Raw genomic sequence first — 14605 nt, 5'->3', positions numbered from 1 at the left:
CATGGGTATTGATCTGCCACTTATCTGGGCAATCATCATCATCTTCGGGATCATGATGTATGTGGTCATGGATGGTTTCGATCTGGGGATCGGCATCCTCTTTCCCTTTATCAAGGGCGAGAAAGATCGCGATGTGATGATGAACACGGTCGCCCCTGTCTGGGACGGTAACGAAACCTGGCTGGTACTGGGCGGCGCGGCGCTGTTCGGTGCCTTCCCGCTGGCCTACTCGGTCGTGTTGTCGGCGTTGTACCTGCCACTGATCCTGATGCTGATGGGCCTGATCTTCCGCGGCGTGGCCTTTGAGTTCCGCTTCAAGGCACGCCCGGAAAAACGCCATATCTGGGACAAGTCCTTTATTGGCGGTTCGCTGGTGGCGACGTTCTTTCAGGGCGTGGCATTGGGGGCCTTTATTGATGGCCTGCCGGTAGTCAACCGCCAGTACGCCGGTGGCGGGCTGGACTGGCTGTCACCGTTCACGGTGTTCTGCGGTATTGCCCTGATCGTGGCTTACGCCTTGCTCGGCTGCACCTGGCTGATCATGAAGACCGAAGGCGAGCTGCAAGAGCGCATGCACAAGCTGGGTCGTCCGTTGGCACTGGCCGTGCTGGCATTGATGGGTGTCGTCAGCCTGTGGACGCCGCTGGCCCACACAGACATCGCGGCCCGCTGGTTTACCCTGCCTAACCTGTTCTGGTTCCTGCCGGTGCCGATCCTGGTGCTGGTGACCATGTACGGTCTGCTCAAGGCAATCGCGCGCAAGGCCCACTACACGCCGTTCCTGCTGACCCTGGTGCTGATATTCCTGGGTTACAGCGGCCTGGGCATCAGCCTGTGGCCGAATATCATTCCGCCTTCGATCTCGATCTGGGACGCGGCGGCACCGCCGCAAAGCCAGGGCTTCATGCTGGTGGGCACCCTGTTTATCATCCCGTTCATTCTGGGCTACACCTTCTGGAGCTACTACGTGTTCCGCGGCAAGGTGACCCACGAAGACGGTTATCACTAGTAGCAAGTGCCGCTGTGGCCTGAGGGCCACAGCCTTTTCCCCAAGAGGAGGCCCCACATGGCTGGCAAGGATTATCTACACGACGTGCAAGAATGCGAAAAGAAGCCTTTATGGCAACGCATAGGCTGGCTGCTGGTGATCTGGACCGGCAGTGTGGCCACCCTGGCAGTATTTGCCTGGCTGATCCGCATGTTCATGACGGCGGCAGGCATGAAAAGCCACTGACTTCCCATCCCGTTGCCTTGCGGCTACGGTTTTATGACCCGCTTCGGCGGGTTTTTTTTGTACTGTCTTCTGTGGGAGCGAGCCTGCTCGCGATACAGGCGCTGCGCGCTTGTCGGTTCAATCGAGTCGGCGCTTTGCGGGCAGGCCCGCTCCCACAAGGGGCTTGCAAGGATCAGGTTTACTTGCGCGCCTTGAGGATCACGAACTTGGGCGTGGCGGCCACTTGCTCGACACCACGAAACAGCTTGGCCAGCTTGCTGTGATAGCCCAGGTGGCGATTGCCGACGATATACAGCGCCCCGCCCACCACCAGCGCTTCACGCGCCTGCTGGAACATGCGCCAGGCCAGAAAATCCCCCACCACCTGTTGCTGGTGAAACGGCGGGTTGCACAGCACCACGTCCAGTGAGTCCGGTGCCTGGCTCGCCAGCCCGTCATCGGCCCGCACTGTCACTTCGCGATCACCCAGGGCCGCTTGCCAGTTTTCCCGGGCGGACTGCACGGCCATAAACGACTCGTCGACCAGCGTGTACTGCGCCTGCGGGTTGGCCAGTGCGCTGGCAATGGCGAGCACGCCGTTGCCGCAGCCCAGGTCGGCAACCCGGGCCGAGCCCAGGTTTTTCGGCAGGTGGGGCAGGAACGCCCGGGTACCGATATCCAGGTCTTCGCGGCAGAACACGTTGGCATGGTTGAGCAGCTCGATGGCCGGCTTGTCCAGTCGATAGCGGGTAGGGTAGGGCGAGGTAAATGGTCCCAGGCCCTGTGCTGTGGCGATCAGCAGCCGGGCCTTCTTGACCGCCAGCGAGGCATGCATCGGGCCGATATAACGCTCCAGCAAATCGCCAGCAGCCCGCGGCAGGTGCTTGACCATCGCGCCCGCGATCACTTGGGCACCCGGTGCCAGCTGACCTTGCAGGCGGATCAGTTGTTCTTCAAGCAAGGCCAGGGTCTTCGGCACGCGTACCAGCACGCAGTCGAATGGCCCTGCCAGTGGTTCACTGGCCGGAATGATCGAGACCGCATCGTAAGCATGGCCGTTGCGCACCAGGTTTTTTTCCAGCGCTTGCATGGCCAGGAAGGAGTCACTGCTGCTGGTGACCTGCATTGTGCCCACCAGGCTGATCGCCAGGGCCCCAAAGCTGTCATTGAGCACCAGCACCCGGCTGTTTGCGGGCAGCGCCTGTTCGGCCAAGTGATTAAGCAAATACTCATCCGCCGCATCAAAGGCCTGCAAGGGCTCGTTCTGCTGCTCGGGTTGGCGGATCAGGCGAAGTTGGGCGAAAGGGCTTTCTAGCACGGGCATTTATACAAACTCTGAGGAATCAACTGTTGCATGGCCTGCCCCTGAGGGAGTCTGGCAAGCAGAAGCGTCCGTGGGTTTTACAGGTGGCGGTGATTTTACTTTTTTTTACCGAAGATTACCTGATGGGTTTATTGCTGCTGCGCAGGGCAGGCCTACAACAGGCCTGACTTGGCCGCCATGACCACCGCGGAGGTTTTGTTGTTGGCCCCCAGTTTTTTCATGGCGCTGCTGATGTGAAAGTTCACGGTACGGGTGCTCAGGCCCAGAATCATGCCGATGTCGGAAGCGATTTTACCTTCGGCAGTCCATTTCAATATCTCCAGCTCGCGACAAGACAGGCGGATGATATGAATCTCCAGCCGGTGATGAAGGTGGCAGCGCTCGAGCATGGCACTGTGCAGTTGGTTGCAGAGCCACAACACATTGGCAGCCTTATCTGAAAACTCGTCCTCGGTGACTGGCGTGCTTTTTCTGGCGAGGCTCAACATGCTCACAGCGCCATTGGGGTCGTGTACCGATTGCGACCAGCCATAGGTCAGCCCGCAGTTTTGCGTGGCTCTCCACTGGTCAGGCGTCTCACGAAAGACATCAGAACTCCAGATAATGGGCAGGATCGATAACTGGCAGTGGGTCAGCAGAGGGTTTTTTTGCGAGAGGTGACCTTTTTCATATCTATCGACATAGTCATTTGGATAGTTTGTAATTACTTTGCTATTCGTTGTGGTGTTTCCAAGGCGAGGAATCATTCGAAAGAAGAAATAGTCAAAGCCGTATTCTTCTATTCGTTTGAGTGTGTTTGAACAGAGTTCAGCCTCGCTTATGCAAGAAAGGTAATGGTTTTTACTGATTGAATGATGTGCGGTCATAAGGCGCTCCTGCGGCCCGGCAGTAAGTAAGCGGTGTTGTGAGGTGGCCCGTTAAGAAGATTTTAGGTGCTGTTTCGAATAATGCTAATTATTCGAAAGTAGGGGTTGGTATGTGAAAACTTTGTTAGTTGTAGATGTGGGTGCTCATGTAATAACAGCATCTAATTATACGTTTTCGGGTGTTTCTATATAGCAGTTGCGTGGGGTTAACGGCACCGGATCCAAAAGCTCAATGCAAAGCTATCTTTCCGGCTGCAGTCCGGGCGGTGTTTGCGATGCGGCTGGATGCCGTAAAGCCATCACAAACCATCGGTTTTTCTCAGGCCCTCTTTGCGCGACACTAGGGCATTCGCCATTGGAGTGCCCCATGACTGCCACTGCAGAAAAATTCACCCAACAGACGCTTCTCGACGTCACACCGCTGACGCCCAGCCTGTTCACGTTGCGTACCACACGTGATCCGGGTTTTCGCTTTCGCGCAGGGCAATTCGCCAGGCTGGGGGTGACCAAGGCCGATGGCAGCACGGTGTGGCGCGCCTATTCAATGGTCTCTTCCCCCCATGACGAGTTTCTGGAGTTCTTTTCGATCGTGGTGCCAGGCGGGGAATTTACCAGTGAGCTCAGTCGCCTGGAAGTGGGTGACACCTTGTTGGTGGAGCGTCAGGCCTACGGCTTCCTGACTCTGGACCGCTTTGTCGACGGTCGTGACCTGTGGCTGTTGGCAACCGGCACTGGCATCGCGCCTTTCCTCTCGATCCTGCAGGATTTTGAGGTGTGGGAAAAGTTCGAGCGCATCGTGCTTGTTTACAGCGCCCGCCATGCCTGCGAAATGGCCTATCAGGAACTGATCGCCGGGCTATGCAGCCGTGAATACCTGGCCGACTATGCGCACAAATTTATCTACATACCGGTGGTTACCCGGGAGCAGGTACCCGGTGCATTGAACGGGCGCATTACTGCATTGATCGAAAATGGCGAACTTGAACACGCCGCAGGTATTGAATTGAGCAGTGAGCACTCACGGGCCATGTTGTGCGGTAACCCGCAAATGATCGATGACACGCGCAAGTTGCTCAAGGCACGGGACATGCAGTTGAGTCTGAGCCGCCGGCCAGGTCAAGTTGCTGTTGAGAACTATTGGTAGTTGTTTTGTATTGTGTGTGACATGGAAAAACAAAGGCGCCCCTGAGGGCGCCGTTGTTTTTATTGAGCACTTATGGCCGGTTATTTTGAACTTTGAGCAAGTCGCGAATTTCGCCCAGTAGTTCCTCTTCTTTAGAGGGCAGCGGTGGTACGCTCGGAGCGACCGCCTCTTCGCGTTTCAGGCGGTTGATTGCCTTTACACCCATAAAGATAGCGAACGCGACGATGATAAAGTCGATCACGCTCTGGATGAATTTGCCGTAGGCCACAACCACTGCTGGCGCATCGCCAACGGCGGCTTTCAGCGTAATGGCCAGGTCACTGAAGTCGACTCCGCCAATCAGCAACCCCAGTGGTGGCATGACCACGTCCCCCACAAAGGACGAAACGATTTTGCCGAATGCCGCGCCGATAATGATACCGACGGCCATATCGACCACGTTCCCTTTGACCGCGAAGGCCTTGAACTCACTTATCACGCCCATAGGTTATTCCTTGTTACAGATGAGGTTGGTGGGTGCAGTGTAAATCAGCATGGCTGATCTTGCCCGTACAGCTGTTTGCGGGTAAGCAATCGACCCGTTTGGCCGTGAGAAGTTTTCTATTGGCTTTCACTACGCGATTGAATGGCGCAATACCAGACCTTTTTCTCAATGGCCGGCTTGAGACCTTTCTATTTAGAGTTTGCGTTGCATGCCTCTAGCCTTTGGTCAGCGCTCCATTGCGCAACCAATAACCAGAGGACTTACGCATGACCACCCCCCTAGGCTTCGGCGCGCTTTCACAGCGCCGCCTGCTGTGTGTATTAAGCGCCAGCCTGCTGTCGGTTACAGCCCAGGCCGCAACACTGACCCGTGACAACGGTGCCGCTGTCGGTGACAACCAGAACTCCCAGACGGCAGGGGCCAATGGTCCGGTTCTGCTGCAAGACGTGCAGCTGCTGCAAAAGCTGCAGCGTTTTGATCGCGAGCGTATCCCGGAGCGAGTTGTTCACGCTCGTGGCACAGGCGCACACGGCACGTTTACAGTCACCAATGACTTGAGCGACCTGACCAAGGCCAAAGTATTTGCCAAAGGCGAAACCACCCCGGTATTTGTGCGTTTCTCGGCCGTGGTACACAGCGCCCACTCACCAGAAACCCTGCGTGACCCACGGGGTTTTGCCACCAAGTTCTACACCGCGGACGGCAACTGGGACCTGGTGGGTAACAACTTCCCCACCTTCTTTATCCGTGATGCGATCAAGTTCCCGGACATGGTTCACGCCTTCAAGCCTGACCCGCGTACCAACCTGGATGACGACTCGCGCCGTTTCGACTTCTTCTCTCACGTACCGGAAGCCACACGCACCCTGACCGAGCTGTACTCCAACGCGGGTACCCCCGCCAGTTACCGGGAAATGGATGGTAACGGTGTACACGCCTACAAACTGGTCAATGCCAAGGGGGACGTGCGCTATGTGAAGTTTCACTGGAAGAGCCTGCAGGGGTTGAAAAACCTTGATCCGAAACAAGTGACGCAGGTTCAGGGCCAGGACTACAGCCACATGACCAACGATCTGGTTACGCATATCAATAAGGGGGACTTCCCCAAGTGGGACTTGTATGTGCAGGTCCTCAAGCCTGAAGACTTGAAATCCTTTGATTTCGACCCGCTGGATGCCACCAAGATCTGGCCTAACGTGGCTGAGCGAAAAGTCGGGCAAATGGTCCTGAACCGCAACCCGGCCAATGTCTTCCAGGAAACCGAGCAGGTCGCCATGGCCCCGGCCAACCTGGTACCAGGTATCGAGCCTTCCGAAGACCGTCTGTTGCAGGGCCGGGTGTTCTCCTATGCCGATACGCAGATGTACCGCCTGGGTGCCAATGCCATGCAATTGCCGATCAACGCCCCCCGGGTCGCGGTAAACAATGGCAACCAGGACGGCGCGATGAACCTGGGCCACACCACGTCGGGGGTGAACTACCAGCCAAGCCGCTTGATGCCGCGTGAAGAGCCGCAAGCTGCGCGCTACAGCGAAATGCCATTGGCGGGTACTACCCAGCAAGCGAAGATTCAGCGTGAGCAGAACTTCAAGCAGGCCGGTGATCTTTACCGTTCATTCAGCCAGAAAGAGCGTCAGGATTTGATTGAAAGCTTCGGTGGTTCGCTGGCAACTACAGACGATGAAAGCAAGCACATCATCCTGTCGTTCCTTTACAAGGCCGACCCTGAGTACGGCACTGGCGTAGCCAAAGTGGCCAAGGGCGATCTGAGTCGGGTCAAGGCGCTGGCTGCCAAGCTGGCGGATTAACCCGCAGCCCTCACCCCGATCCTCTCCCTTTTGGAGGGTCGGGGTGAGGGCTTTTGATTCAGGAGAGAAGCATGCGAACGTTTATTTCCCTGGCCTTGCTGTTTTTCAGCGGCCTGAGCCTGGCCGATGGGGCCGACACCCGGGGCCAGCTTCAGGATTACTTTTTTGATGCCGCCCGTCGTGGCGATGTGCCAATGCTCGAGACCTTTATCGAATCCGGCTACACCCTCGATATTCAAGACAGCAAAGGCTATACCGCGCTGATTCTGGCTGCCTATAACGGCCAGCCCAAGGCGGTGGAGCATTTGCTCAAGGCAGGCGCCAATGCCTGCGTGCAGGACAAACGCGGTAACACGGCCCTGATGGGGGCGATTTTCAAGGGTGAACTCAAGATTGCCCACCGCCTGATGGCAGCCGACTGCAACCCTGATCAGCGCAATGGTGCAGGGCAGACGGCGGCCATGTATGCAGGCCTGTTTCAGCGGGTCGAGTTGCTCAAGGATTTATCCCGCAAAGGGGCTGACCTGAATGCCGTAGATGCATCGGGCAACAGTGCCGCTCGGCTGGCCAATGGCGAAATCCGCATGCCCGTAGCGCGCTGACCAAAGCCTAGTGGGCTATCATCGCGGTTTTTCCGTGGAGTTCAGATGGCCAAGCCCAAGCGCATTTACGGCTGCACCGAGTGCGGCGCAACTTTCCCCAAGTGGGCCGGGCAGTGCGGCGAGTGCGGCGTCTGGAACACCCTGGTGGAAACCATCGTTGAAAGCGGGGCTGCGGCGCCGCCCAGCGGCCGTACCGGCTGGACCGGACAACAGGCCCAGCTCAAGACCCTGGCTGAAGTCAGCATCGAGGAACTGCCGCGCTTCTCCACCGCTTCTGGCGAGCTGGATCGGGTGCTTGGCGGCGGTCTGGTGGATGGCTCGGTGGTGTTGATTGGTGGCGATCCGGGGATCGGCAAATCCACCATCCTGCTGCAAACCTTGTGTCAGATGGCTACACGCATGCCTGCGTTGTACGTCACCGGCGAGGAGTCCCAGCAGCAAGTGGCCATGCGCGCCCGGCGCCTGGGGCTGCCGCAGGATCAGCTCAAGGTGATGACCGAAACCTGCATTGAAAGCATCATCGCCACTGCCAAGCTGGAAAAGCCCAAGGTCATGGTCATCGACTCGATTCAGACCATCTTTACCGAGCAACTGCAATCGGCCCCCGGCGGCGTGTCGCAAGTGCGTGAAAGTGCGGCCTTGCTGGTGCGTTATGCCAAGTCCAGCGGCACGGCGATTTTCCTGGTGGGCCATGTGACCAAAGAAGGCGCATTGGCCGGGCCGCGGGTGCTGGAGCATATGGTGGATACCGTACTGTATTTCGAGGGTGAATCCGACGGGCGGCTGCGCTTGCTGCGGGCAGTGAAAAACCGTTTTGGCGCGGTCAACGAGCTGGGCGTATTCGGTATGACCGACAAAGGCCTGAAGGAAGTTTCCAACCCTTCCGCAATTTTCCTTACCCGCGCCCAGGAAGAAGTCCCTGGCAGTGTGGTGATGGCCACCTGGGAAGGGACTCGCCCGATGCTGGTGGAGGTGCAGGCGCTGGTGGACGACAGCCATATGTCCAACCCGCGGCGGGTGACCCTGGGCCTGGACCAGAATCGTCTGGCCATGTTATTGGCCGTATTGCACCGACACGGCGGTATTCCAACCCACGATCAGGATGTTTTCCTGAACGTGGTGGGCGGGGTCAAGGTGCTGGAAACCGCATCGGACCTGGCGCTGATGGCCGCCGTGATGTCCAGCCTGCGTAATCGTCCGTTGCCCCATGATCTGCTGGTGTTCGGTGAAGTCGGCCTGTCGGGTGAGGTGCGCCCTGTGCCAAGCGGCCAGGAGCGGCTCAAGGAAGCGGCCAAGCACGGTTTCAAGCGCGCCATCGTGCCCAAGGGCAATGCGCCCAAGGAGTCGCCGCCGGGGCTGAAAGTCATTGGCGTTACCCGTCTGGAACAGGCGTTGGATGCGTTGTTCGAATAAGCGTTCAAAGGTGTAAAAAATCTGCAAGGGTTGGGCGCGGTATCGGGCTGACAGCCTGGGACAGACAGCGGCGTTGCACGGAAAAAATGTGCAGCACCGCCTGCCAAAAAACCGCAAAAGAAGGCTCTAGACCAATGTTGGGGGCTGGTCTTTAAAGCCAGTAGCGCTAAACTCCGGGTGCAGTCTTTCTTGTCCAACTGGCCGGAATTAAAAAAATGAATAATAAAAATAGCCTGCTCCGCCACATCCCGTGGCTGGTGCTGGCAATTGTAGGAGCCTGCGCCCTTGGCGTAGTGGCATTGCGCCGGGGCGAGGCGATCAACGCCTTGTGGATTGTTGTGGCAGCTGTTGCCATTTATCTGGTTGCTTACCGTTATTACAGCCTGTTTATCGCCACCAAGGTGATGCAACTGGACTCCAGCCGCGCAACACCTGCGGTGCTCAACAACGACGGTCTGGACTATGTGCCGACCAACAAACACATTCTCTTTGGTCACCACTTTGCCGCCATTGCTGGCGCTGGCCCTCTGGTCGGGCCGGTATTGGCCGCGCAAATGGGTTACCTGCCGGGCACACTCTGGCTGATCGCCGGCGTGGTACTGGCCGGTGCGGTGCAGGACTTCATGGTCCTGTTCATGTCCACCCGCCGCAACGGTCGCTCCCTGGGCGACATGGTGCGCGAGGAAATGGGCAAGATCCCGGGCACCATCGCGCTGTTTGGCTGCTTCCTGATCATGATCATCATCCTCGCGGTGCTGGCGCTGATCGTGGTCAAGGCCCTGGCCGAGAGCCCGTGGGGCATGTTCACGGTGATGGCGACCATCCCGATCGCGATGTTCATGGGCATTTACATGCGCTACATCCGCCCGGGCCGCATAGGTGAAATCTCCATCGTCGGTGTGCTGCTGCTACTTGGCTCCATCTGGCTGGGGGGCCAGATTGCGGCGAGCCCCGAGTGGGCGCCGGTGTTCACCTTTACCGGTACGCAAATCACCTGGATGCTCATCGGCTACGGCTTTGTTGCGGCGGTTCTGCCGGTATGGCTGGTACTGGCACCTCGTGACTATCTGTCGACCTTCCTCAAGATCGGCACTATCGTTGCGCTGGCCATCGGCATCCTGGTCACCATGCCCGAGCTGAAAATGCCCGCGCTGACCCAGTTCACCGACGGCACCGGCCCGGTCTGGAAAGGCGGCCTGTTCCCGTTCCTGTTCATCACCATTGCCTGCGGTGCGGTATCGGGCTTCCATGCGCTGATTTCTTCGGGTACTACGCCAAAACTGCTGGATAACGAAAGCAACGCCCGTTATATCGGTTACGGCGGCATGCTGATGGAGTCCTTCGTGGCCATTATGGCGATGGTTGCTGCTTCGGTGATCGAGCCGGGTGTGTACTTCGCCATGAACAGCCCGGCAGCGATTGTCGGCGGTGACGTGGTTACCGTTGCGCAAAACATCACCAACTGGGGCTTTGCCATTACCCCGGATGCGTTGACCGCGCTGGCCAAGGACATCGGTGAAACCACCGTCCTGGCACGTGCCGGCGGTGCACCGACCCTGGCGGTGGGTATCGCGCAGATCCTGCACAACGTGTTGCCGGGTGAAAACACTATGGCGTTCTGGTATCACTTCGCCATTTTGTTTGAAGCCCTGTTTATCCTGACCGCAGTTGACGCCGGTACCCGTGCCGGTCGCTTTATGCTGCAAGACTTGCTGGGCAGCTTTGTGCCTGCACTCAAACGTACCGAGTCCTGGGGCGCCAACTTGCTGGCCACCGGCCTGTGTGTGGCGATGTGGGGCTACCTGCTGTATCAGGGCGTGATCGATCCACTGGGCGGCATCAACACCCTGTGGCCGCTGTTCGGTATCTCCAACCAGATGCTGGCGGGTATCGCGCTGATGCTGGCAACCGTTGTGCTGATCAAAATGAAGCGCCAGCGCTACATTTGGGTGACCATGCTGCCAGCCGTCTGGCTGCTGATCTGCACCACCGTGGCAGGCTTTATCAAGCTGTTCGACGCCAACCCGGCAGTGGGCTTCCTGTCCCTGGCCAACAAATACAGCACTGCGCTGGAAGCCGGCCAAGTGATTGCCCCGGCGAAAAACATCGACCAGATGCAACATGTGATCATCAACGCCTACACCAACGCCGGTCTGACCGTGCTGTTTCTGTTCGTGGTGTTCAGCATTCTGTTCTTTGCGATCAAAGTGGGTGTCGCTGCATGGGGCAGCAAAGTACGTACGGATAAAGAGTCGCCGTACCAAGCCATGCCAGATGCTTGATAGAGGGTTGCAACCATGTTCAATGACCTGAGTCGCCTCGGTAAATACCTCGGTCAGGCCGCACGCCTGATGGTCGGCATGCCCGACTACGACAACTACGTCGAGCATATGCAAACCAAGCACCCGGACAAGCCGGTGATGAGCTACGAGGCGTTCTTTCGTGAACGCCAGGAAGCGCGTTACGGCGGCAAGGGCGGGCCCAAGTGTTGTTAACCCGTCAGGGCTGAGCTGTATCTGACTGTGGGAGCGGGCTTGCTCGCGATAAGAACGGCGCGGTGTGTCAGTGACACCGTGTCGCCTGAATCGCGAGCAAGCCCGCTCCCACATTTGTTTTGGCGTTATGTTTAAGGAGGCACTGCATGACCTCTCCAATCCCCGTCACCATTCTCAGCGGCTTCCTGGGGGCCGGTAAAACCACCTTGTTGCGTTATTTGCTCAAGGCAGAACACGGCCTGAAAATCGCCGTGATCGAAAACGAATTCAGCGATGCCGGGATCGACACCCAACTGTTGGGGGACGAGCCGGTGCAAGTCATGACCCTGGCCAATGGCTGTGTGTGCTGCACCATCCACACCGACCTGACCAAGGCGCTGTTCCTGCTGCTTGAGCGTCTGGACAATGGCGAAATTGCCTTCGACCGCCTGGTGATCGAGTGCACCGGCCTGGCCGACCCGGCACCGGTGGCGCAAACCTTCTTTATCGATGAAGAGCTGCGCGAGCGTTATCTGCTGGACGGCATTATTACCCTGGTGGATGCAGCCCACGCCGATGTGCATTTGAGTCAGACCATTGCCCAGGCGCAGATCGGTTTTGCTGACCGCTTACTGGTGAGCAAGCGCGATCTGGTGGATGACGCCACCTTTGATGCCTTGAGCGAGCGTTTGACCCGTATCAACCGCCGGGCGCCGATCCGCGTGGTTGAGCACGGCAAGATCGATCTGGCCGAATTACTGGATGTGCGCGGGTTTAACCTCAACGCAGACTTGGGGGGTGGCCTGAGCTTGCGCCCGGTACAGCCTGCGGCTTCTATCGATCGTATCTCCAGTCTGGTGCTACGCACCGATAAGCCGCTGGATATCGACAGCCTTAGCGCCTTCATGAACGAGCTGCTGGAAGAGCACGGCAAGCAATTGCTGCGCTACAAAGGCGTGCTGAGCATTGCCGGTGAAGATCGCAGGCTGGTGTTTCAGGGGGTGCTCAAGTTGTATGGCTTTGATTGGGACACCGAGTGGGCCGAAGGTGAAGCCCGTGAAAGTGTGATGGTGTTTATTGCCGATGATTTGCCAGAGGCCAAGATTCGCGAGGGTTTTGCCCGGCTTGGGGTTTGAGTGATAGCTGACCCTCTCCCTCCGGGAGAGGGTCAGGGGCTTTTGATTTTTTTGTCTTACTGCAATAACAGCTATTTCGCACAACTTCACGGTTGTAAAATCAATAGGGCACATTTCTTTCAATAATATTTAAAAGAAATACCATTTTTTTATGTTCGGCTGTTTCACCAAGATAGTAATGAGGTGAGCCTTTGGCTTTTCTTACGCCGATATACTTGTTGTTATGGGTTTTAAGTGTGATAAGGGTATGGGGTTCACTCAAGTTCCTCTCTGTCACTGTTCGGTTGTTTTGATCGAGTAGTGTGAAGGCAAGTGGATGCTTTAGTGTCGGACTTCTCGCATAGAGTATATCCATATGGTTCATGGCCAGCCGGTGCCGGTCATACTGGCCAGGGTGTTTGATATGTATCTCATAGCCCTTGGCGGTATGCCGGAAATAAAGCTTGAGCGTAGCCTTGATCCCGCCTGTGGCGTGGGCTTGAATGCCCATGGCTGCGGAGTCGTCCCTCAACTGGGGTTTGCCGGAGAAGACACCGCCACTGCCCAGCAAGTCAGTTACTATGACCGACTGGCCATGAAGAGCCCCCAAAAGATGAAGGTTATGGTTCGGTACATGCAAGGTGGCGATAAAGGAGTGTTGCGAATCGTTAGTCATTGTCTGAACTCTGCAGTTGATAAGAATGCATAAATTCAGACTAGGCTGTTATTGTTCGGGGGGAGCGGCCAAGTGTTTCAAAATAACAGATGCAATAAAAAGCCCAGCTTGAAAGCCGGGCTTTTTATTCAGCTATTTGCGATCAGTTGCCGTATACCGGCAGCTTGGCGCAGATGGCTTTGACTTTCTCGCGAACGGCGTCGATAACGGCTTCGTTGTTGATATCTGCCAGGATGTCGCAGATCCAGCCAGCCAGCTCACGGCACTCTTCAACTTTGAAGCCGCGAGTGGTGACAGCTGGAGTACCGAAACGCAGACCCGAAGTGACGAACGGGGAGCGTGGATCGTTTGGTACGGAGTTTTTGTTTACGGTGATAAAGGCTTTGCCCAGAGCCGCGTCGGCGTCTTTACCGGAGATTTCCTGCTTGATCAGCGACAGCAGGAACAGGTGGTTTTCAGTACCGCCCGAAACCACGTCAAAACCGCGCTCGATAAATACCGAAGCCATGGCCTGAGCGTTTTTTACCACTTGTTGCTGGTAAGCCTTGAACTCTGGTTGCAGAGCTTCTTTGAAGCACACGGCCTTGGCCGCGATAACGTGCTCCAGCGGGCCGCCTTGCGAGCCCGGGAAAACAGCCGAGTTCAGCTTTTTCTCGATGTCGGCGTTGGCCTTGGCCAGGATCAGGCCACCACGTGGACCGCGCAGGGTCTTGTGGGTAGTGGTGGTCACTACGTCAGCGAATGGAACCGGGTTCGGGTAAACGCCAGCAGCCACCAGACCGGCTACGTGTGCCATGTCCACGAACAGGTAGGCGCCAACCTTGTCCGCGATAGCGCGGAAACGTGGGAAGTCCAGAACCTGCGAGTAGGCAGAGAAGCCAGCCACGATCATTTTTGGCTTGTGCTCAACGGCCAGACGCTCAACTTCGTCGTAGTCGATCAGGCCATTGGCGTCGATGCCGTACTGGATGGCGTTGTACAGCTTGCCCGAAGACGAAACGCTGGCACCGTGGGTCAGGTGACCGCCGTGAGCCAGGCTCATGCCCAGGATGGTGTCGCCAGCCGACAGCAGGGCCAGGTAAACGGCGCTGTTGGCCTGGGAACCGGCGTGCGGTTGAACGTTGGCGTAATCGGCGCCGAACAGTTCTTTTGCACGGTCGATAGCCAGTTGCTCTACCACGTCTACGTATTCGCAGCCGCCGTAGTAGCGCTTGCCAGGGTAGCCTTCGGCGTATTTGTTGGTCAGAACCGAGCCTTGAGCTTCCATCACCGCTGGGCTGGTGTAGTTTTCCGAAGCGATCAGCTCAATATGTTCTTCCTGGCGCTGAGCTTCTTGCTCCATGGCGGCAAAAAGGTCGGCGTCGAACTTGGCAAGTGTCAAATCACGGCTGAACATGGCGGTCCTCAAGGATCGGGGGGCAGAAAAGGAGGGCATTCTAACTCAATGGGTTTTATCTGGCATATGAATGCGATTCACGGTGAGCAA

14 protein-coding genes are annotated in these 14605 nt (G+C 57.2%); 9 read left to right on the top strand and 5 right to left on the bottom strand.

From position 1 onward, the window contains the following. Window position 1: 1 nt before the first annotated feature. Together cydB and EQV96_RS13150 are read left to right on the top strand one after the other, a co-directional pair. Window positions 2-1009, top strand: coding sequence for a cytochrome d ubiquinol oxidase subunit II (gene cydB / locus EQV96_RS13155; protein ID WP_094999370.1), 1008 nt, complete (start codon window positions 2-4; stop codon window positions 1007-1009). Window positions 1010-1066: 57 nt separating this feature from the next. Further along, entirely contained in the window at window positions 1067-1234 is a 168-nt protein-coding gene (locus tag EQV96_RS13150; RefSeq protein WP_016779358.1) for a DUF2474 domain-containing protein, read from the top strand. Window positions 1235-1412: 178 nt separating this feature from the next. On the opposite strand, the gene EQV96_RS13145 is transcribed toward EQV96_RS13150, so the two are convergent. Together EQV96_RS13145 and EQV96_RS13140 are read right to left on the bottom strand one after the other, a co-directional pair. Next, entirely contained in the window at window positions 1413-2537 is a 1125-nt protein-coding gene (locus EQV96_RS13145; protein ID WP_094999369.1) for a class I SAM-dependent methyltransferase, read from the bottom strand. Between the two features lie 152 nt (window positions 2538-2689). Next, window positions 2690-3403: a LuxR family transcriptional regulator gene (locus EQV96_RS13140; RefSeq protein ID WP_240882101.1), complete on the bottom strand. Its 714-nt coding sequence runs from the start codon at window positions 3401-3403 to the stop codon at window positions 2690-2692. A 367-nt stretch (window positions 3404-3770) separates the two neighbouring features. Between EQV96_RS13140 and EQV96_RS13135 the strand changes: the two genes are divergently transcribed. Then, window positions 3771-4547 carry a ferredoxin--NADP reductase gene (locus EQV96_RS13135; RefSeq protein WP_094999367.1) on the top strand — a complete coding sequence of 259 codons (777 nt, stop codon included), beginning with the start codon at window positions 3771-3773 and terminating at the stop codon, window positions 4545-4547. 70 nt (window positions 4548-4617) lie between these two features. On the opposite strand, the gene mscL is transcribed toward EQV96_RS13135, so the two are convergent. Further along, a complete protein-coding gene (mscL, locus tag EQV96_RS13130; RefSeq protein ID WP_094999366.1) occupies window positions 4618-5031 on the bottom strand; it encodes a large-conductance mechanosensitive channel protein MscL in 414 nt (137 codons plus the stop codon). A 266-nt stretch (window positions 5032-5297) separates the two neighbouring features. Here mscL and katB point away from each other — a divergent pair, with 266 nt between their 5' ends. The 6 genes from katB (at window position 5298) to yjiA (ending at window position 12464) form a co-directional block, all read left to right on the top strand. After that, the gene (katB, locus tag EQV96_RS13125; RefSeq protein ID WP_094999365.1) at window positions 5298-6839 is read left to right on the top strand and encodes a catalase KatB; all 1542 of its coding nucleotides are present in this window, start codon (window positions 5298-5300) and stop codon (window positions 6837-6839) included. A 71-nt stretch (window positions 6840-6910) separates the two neighbouring features. Continuing rightward, window positions 6911-7441, top strand: a complete 531-nt coding sequence (locus EQV96_RS13120; protein WP_095018386.1) for an ankyrin repeat domain-containing protein — start codon at window positions 6911-6913, stop codon at window positions 7439-7441. A gap of 45 nt (window positions 7442-7486) precedes the next feature. Beyond that, the gene (gene radA, locus EQV96_RS13115; RefSeq protein WP_083369766.1) at window positions 7487-8854 is read left to right on the top strand and encodes a DNA repair protein RadA; all 1368 of its coding nucleotides are present in this window, start codon (window positions 7487-7489) and stop codon (window positions 8852-8854) included. 215 nt (window positions 8855-9069) lie between these two features. Then, window positions 9070-11136, top strand: coding sequence for a carbon starvation CstA family protein (locus tag EQV96_RS13110; RefSeq protein WP_240882100.1), 2067 nt, complete (start codon window positions 9070-9072; stop codon window positions 11134-11136). A 15-nt stretch (window positions 11137-11151) separates the two neighbouring features. After that, window positions 11152-11349: a YbdD/YjiX family protein gene (locus EQV96_RS13105; protein ID WP_007937254.1), complete on the top strand. Its 198-nt coding sequence runs from the start codon at window positions 11152-11154 to the stop codon at window positions 11347-11349. Window positions 11350-11495: 146 nt separating this feature from the next. Next, entirely contained in the window at window positions 11496-12464 is a 969-nt protein-coding gene (gene yjiA / locus EQV96_RS13100; protein ID WP_153400103.1) for a GTPase, read from the top strand. A gap of 100 nt (window positions 12465-12564) precedes the next feature. On the opposite strand, the gene EQV96_RS13095 is transcribed toward yjiA, so the two are convergent. Then, a complete protein-coding gene (locus EQV96_RS13095; RefSeq protein WP_240882099.1) occupies window positions 12565-13119 on the bottom strand; it encodes a hypothetical protein in 555 nt (184 codons plus the stop codon). Between the two features lie 142 nt (window positions 13120-13261). Next, on the bottom strand, window positions 13262-14515 hold the full coding sequence (gene glyA / locus EQV96_RS13090; protein ID WP_088378929.1) for a serine hydroxymethyltransferase: 1254 nt from the start codon (window positions 14513-14515) through the stop codon (window positions 13262-13264). Window positions 14516-14605: the final 90 nt, after the last annotated feature.

This window comes from Pseudomonas sp. TMW22080 (assembly GCF_022496745.1).
Classification (GTDB): Bacteria; Pseudomonadota; Gammaproteobacteria; order Pseudomonadales; family Pseudomonadaceae; genus Aquipseudomonas; species Aquipseudomonas bubulae.
Note: the sequence above shows the minus strand (reverse complement) of the source record. Positions and strands in the feature narration are given on the sequence as shown.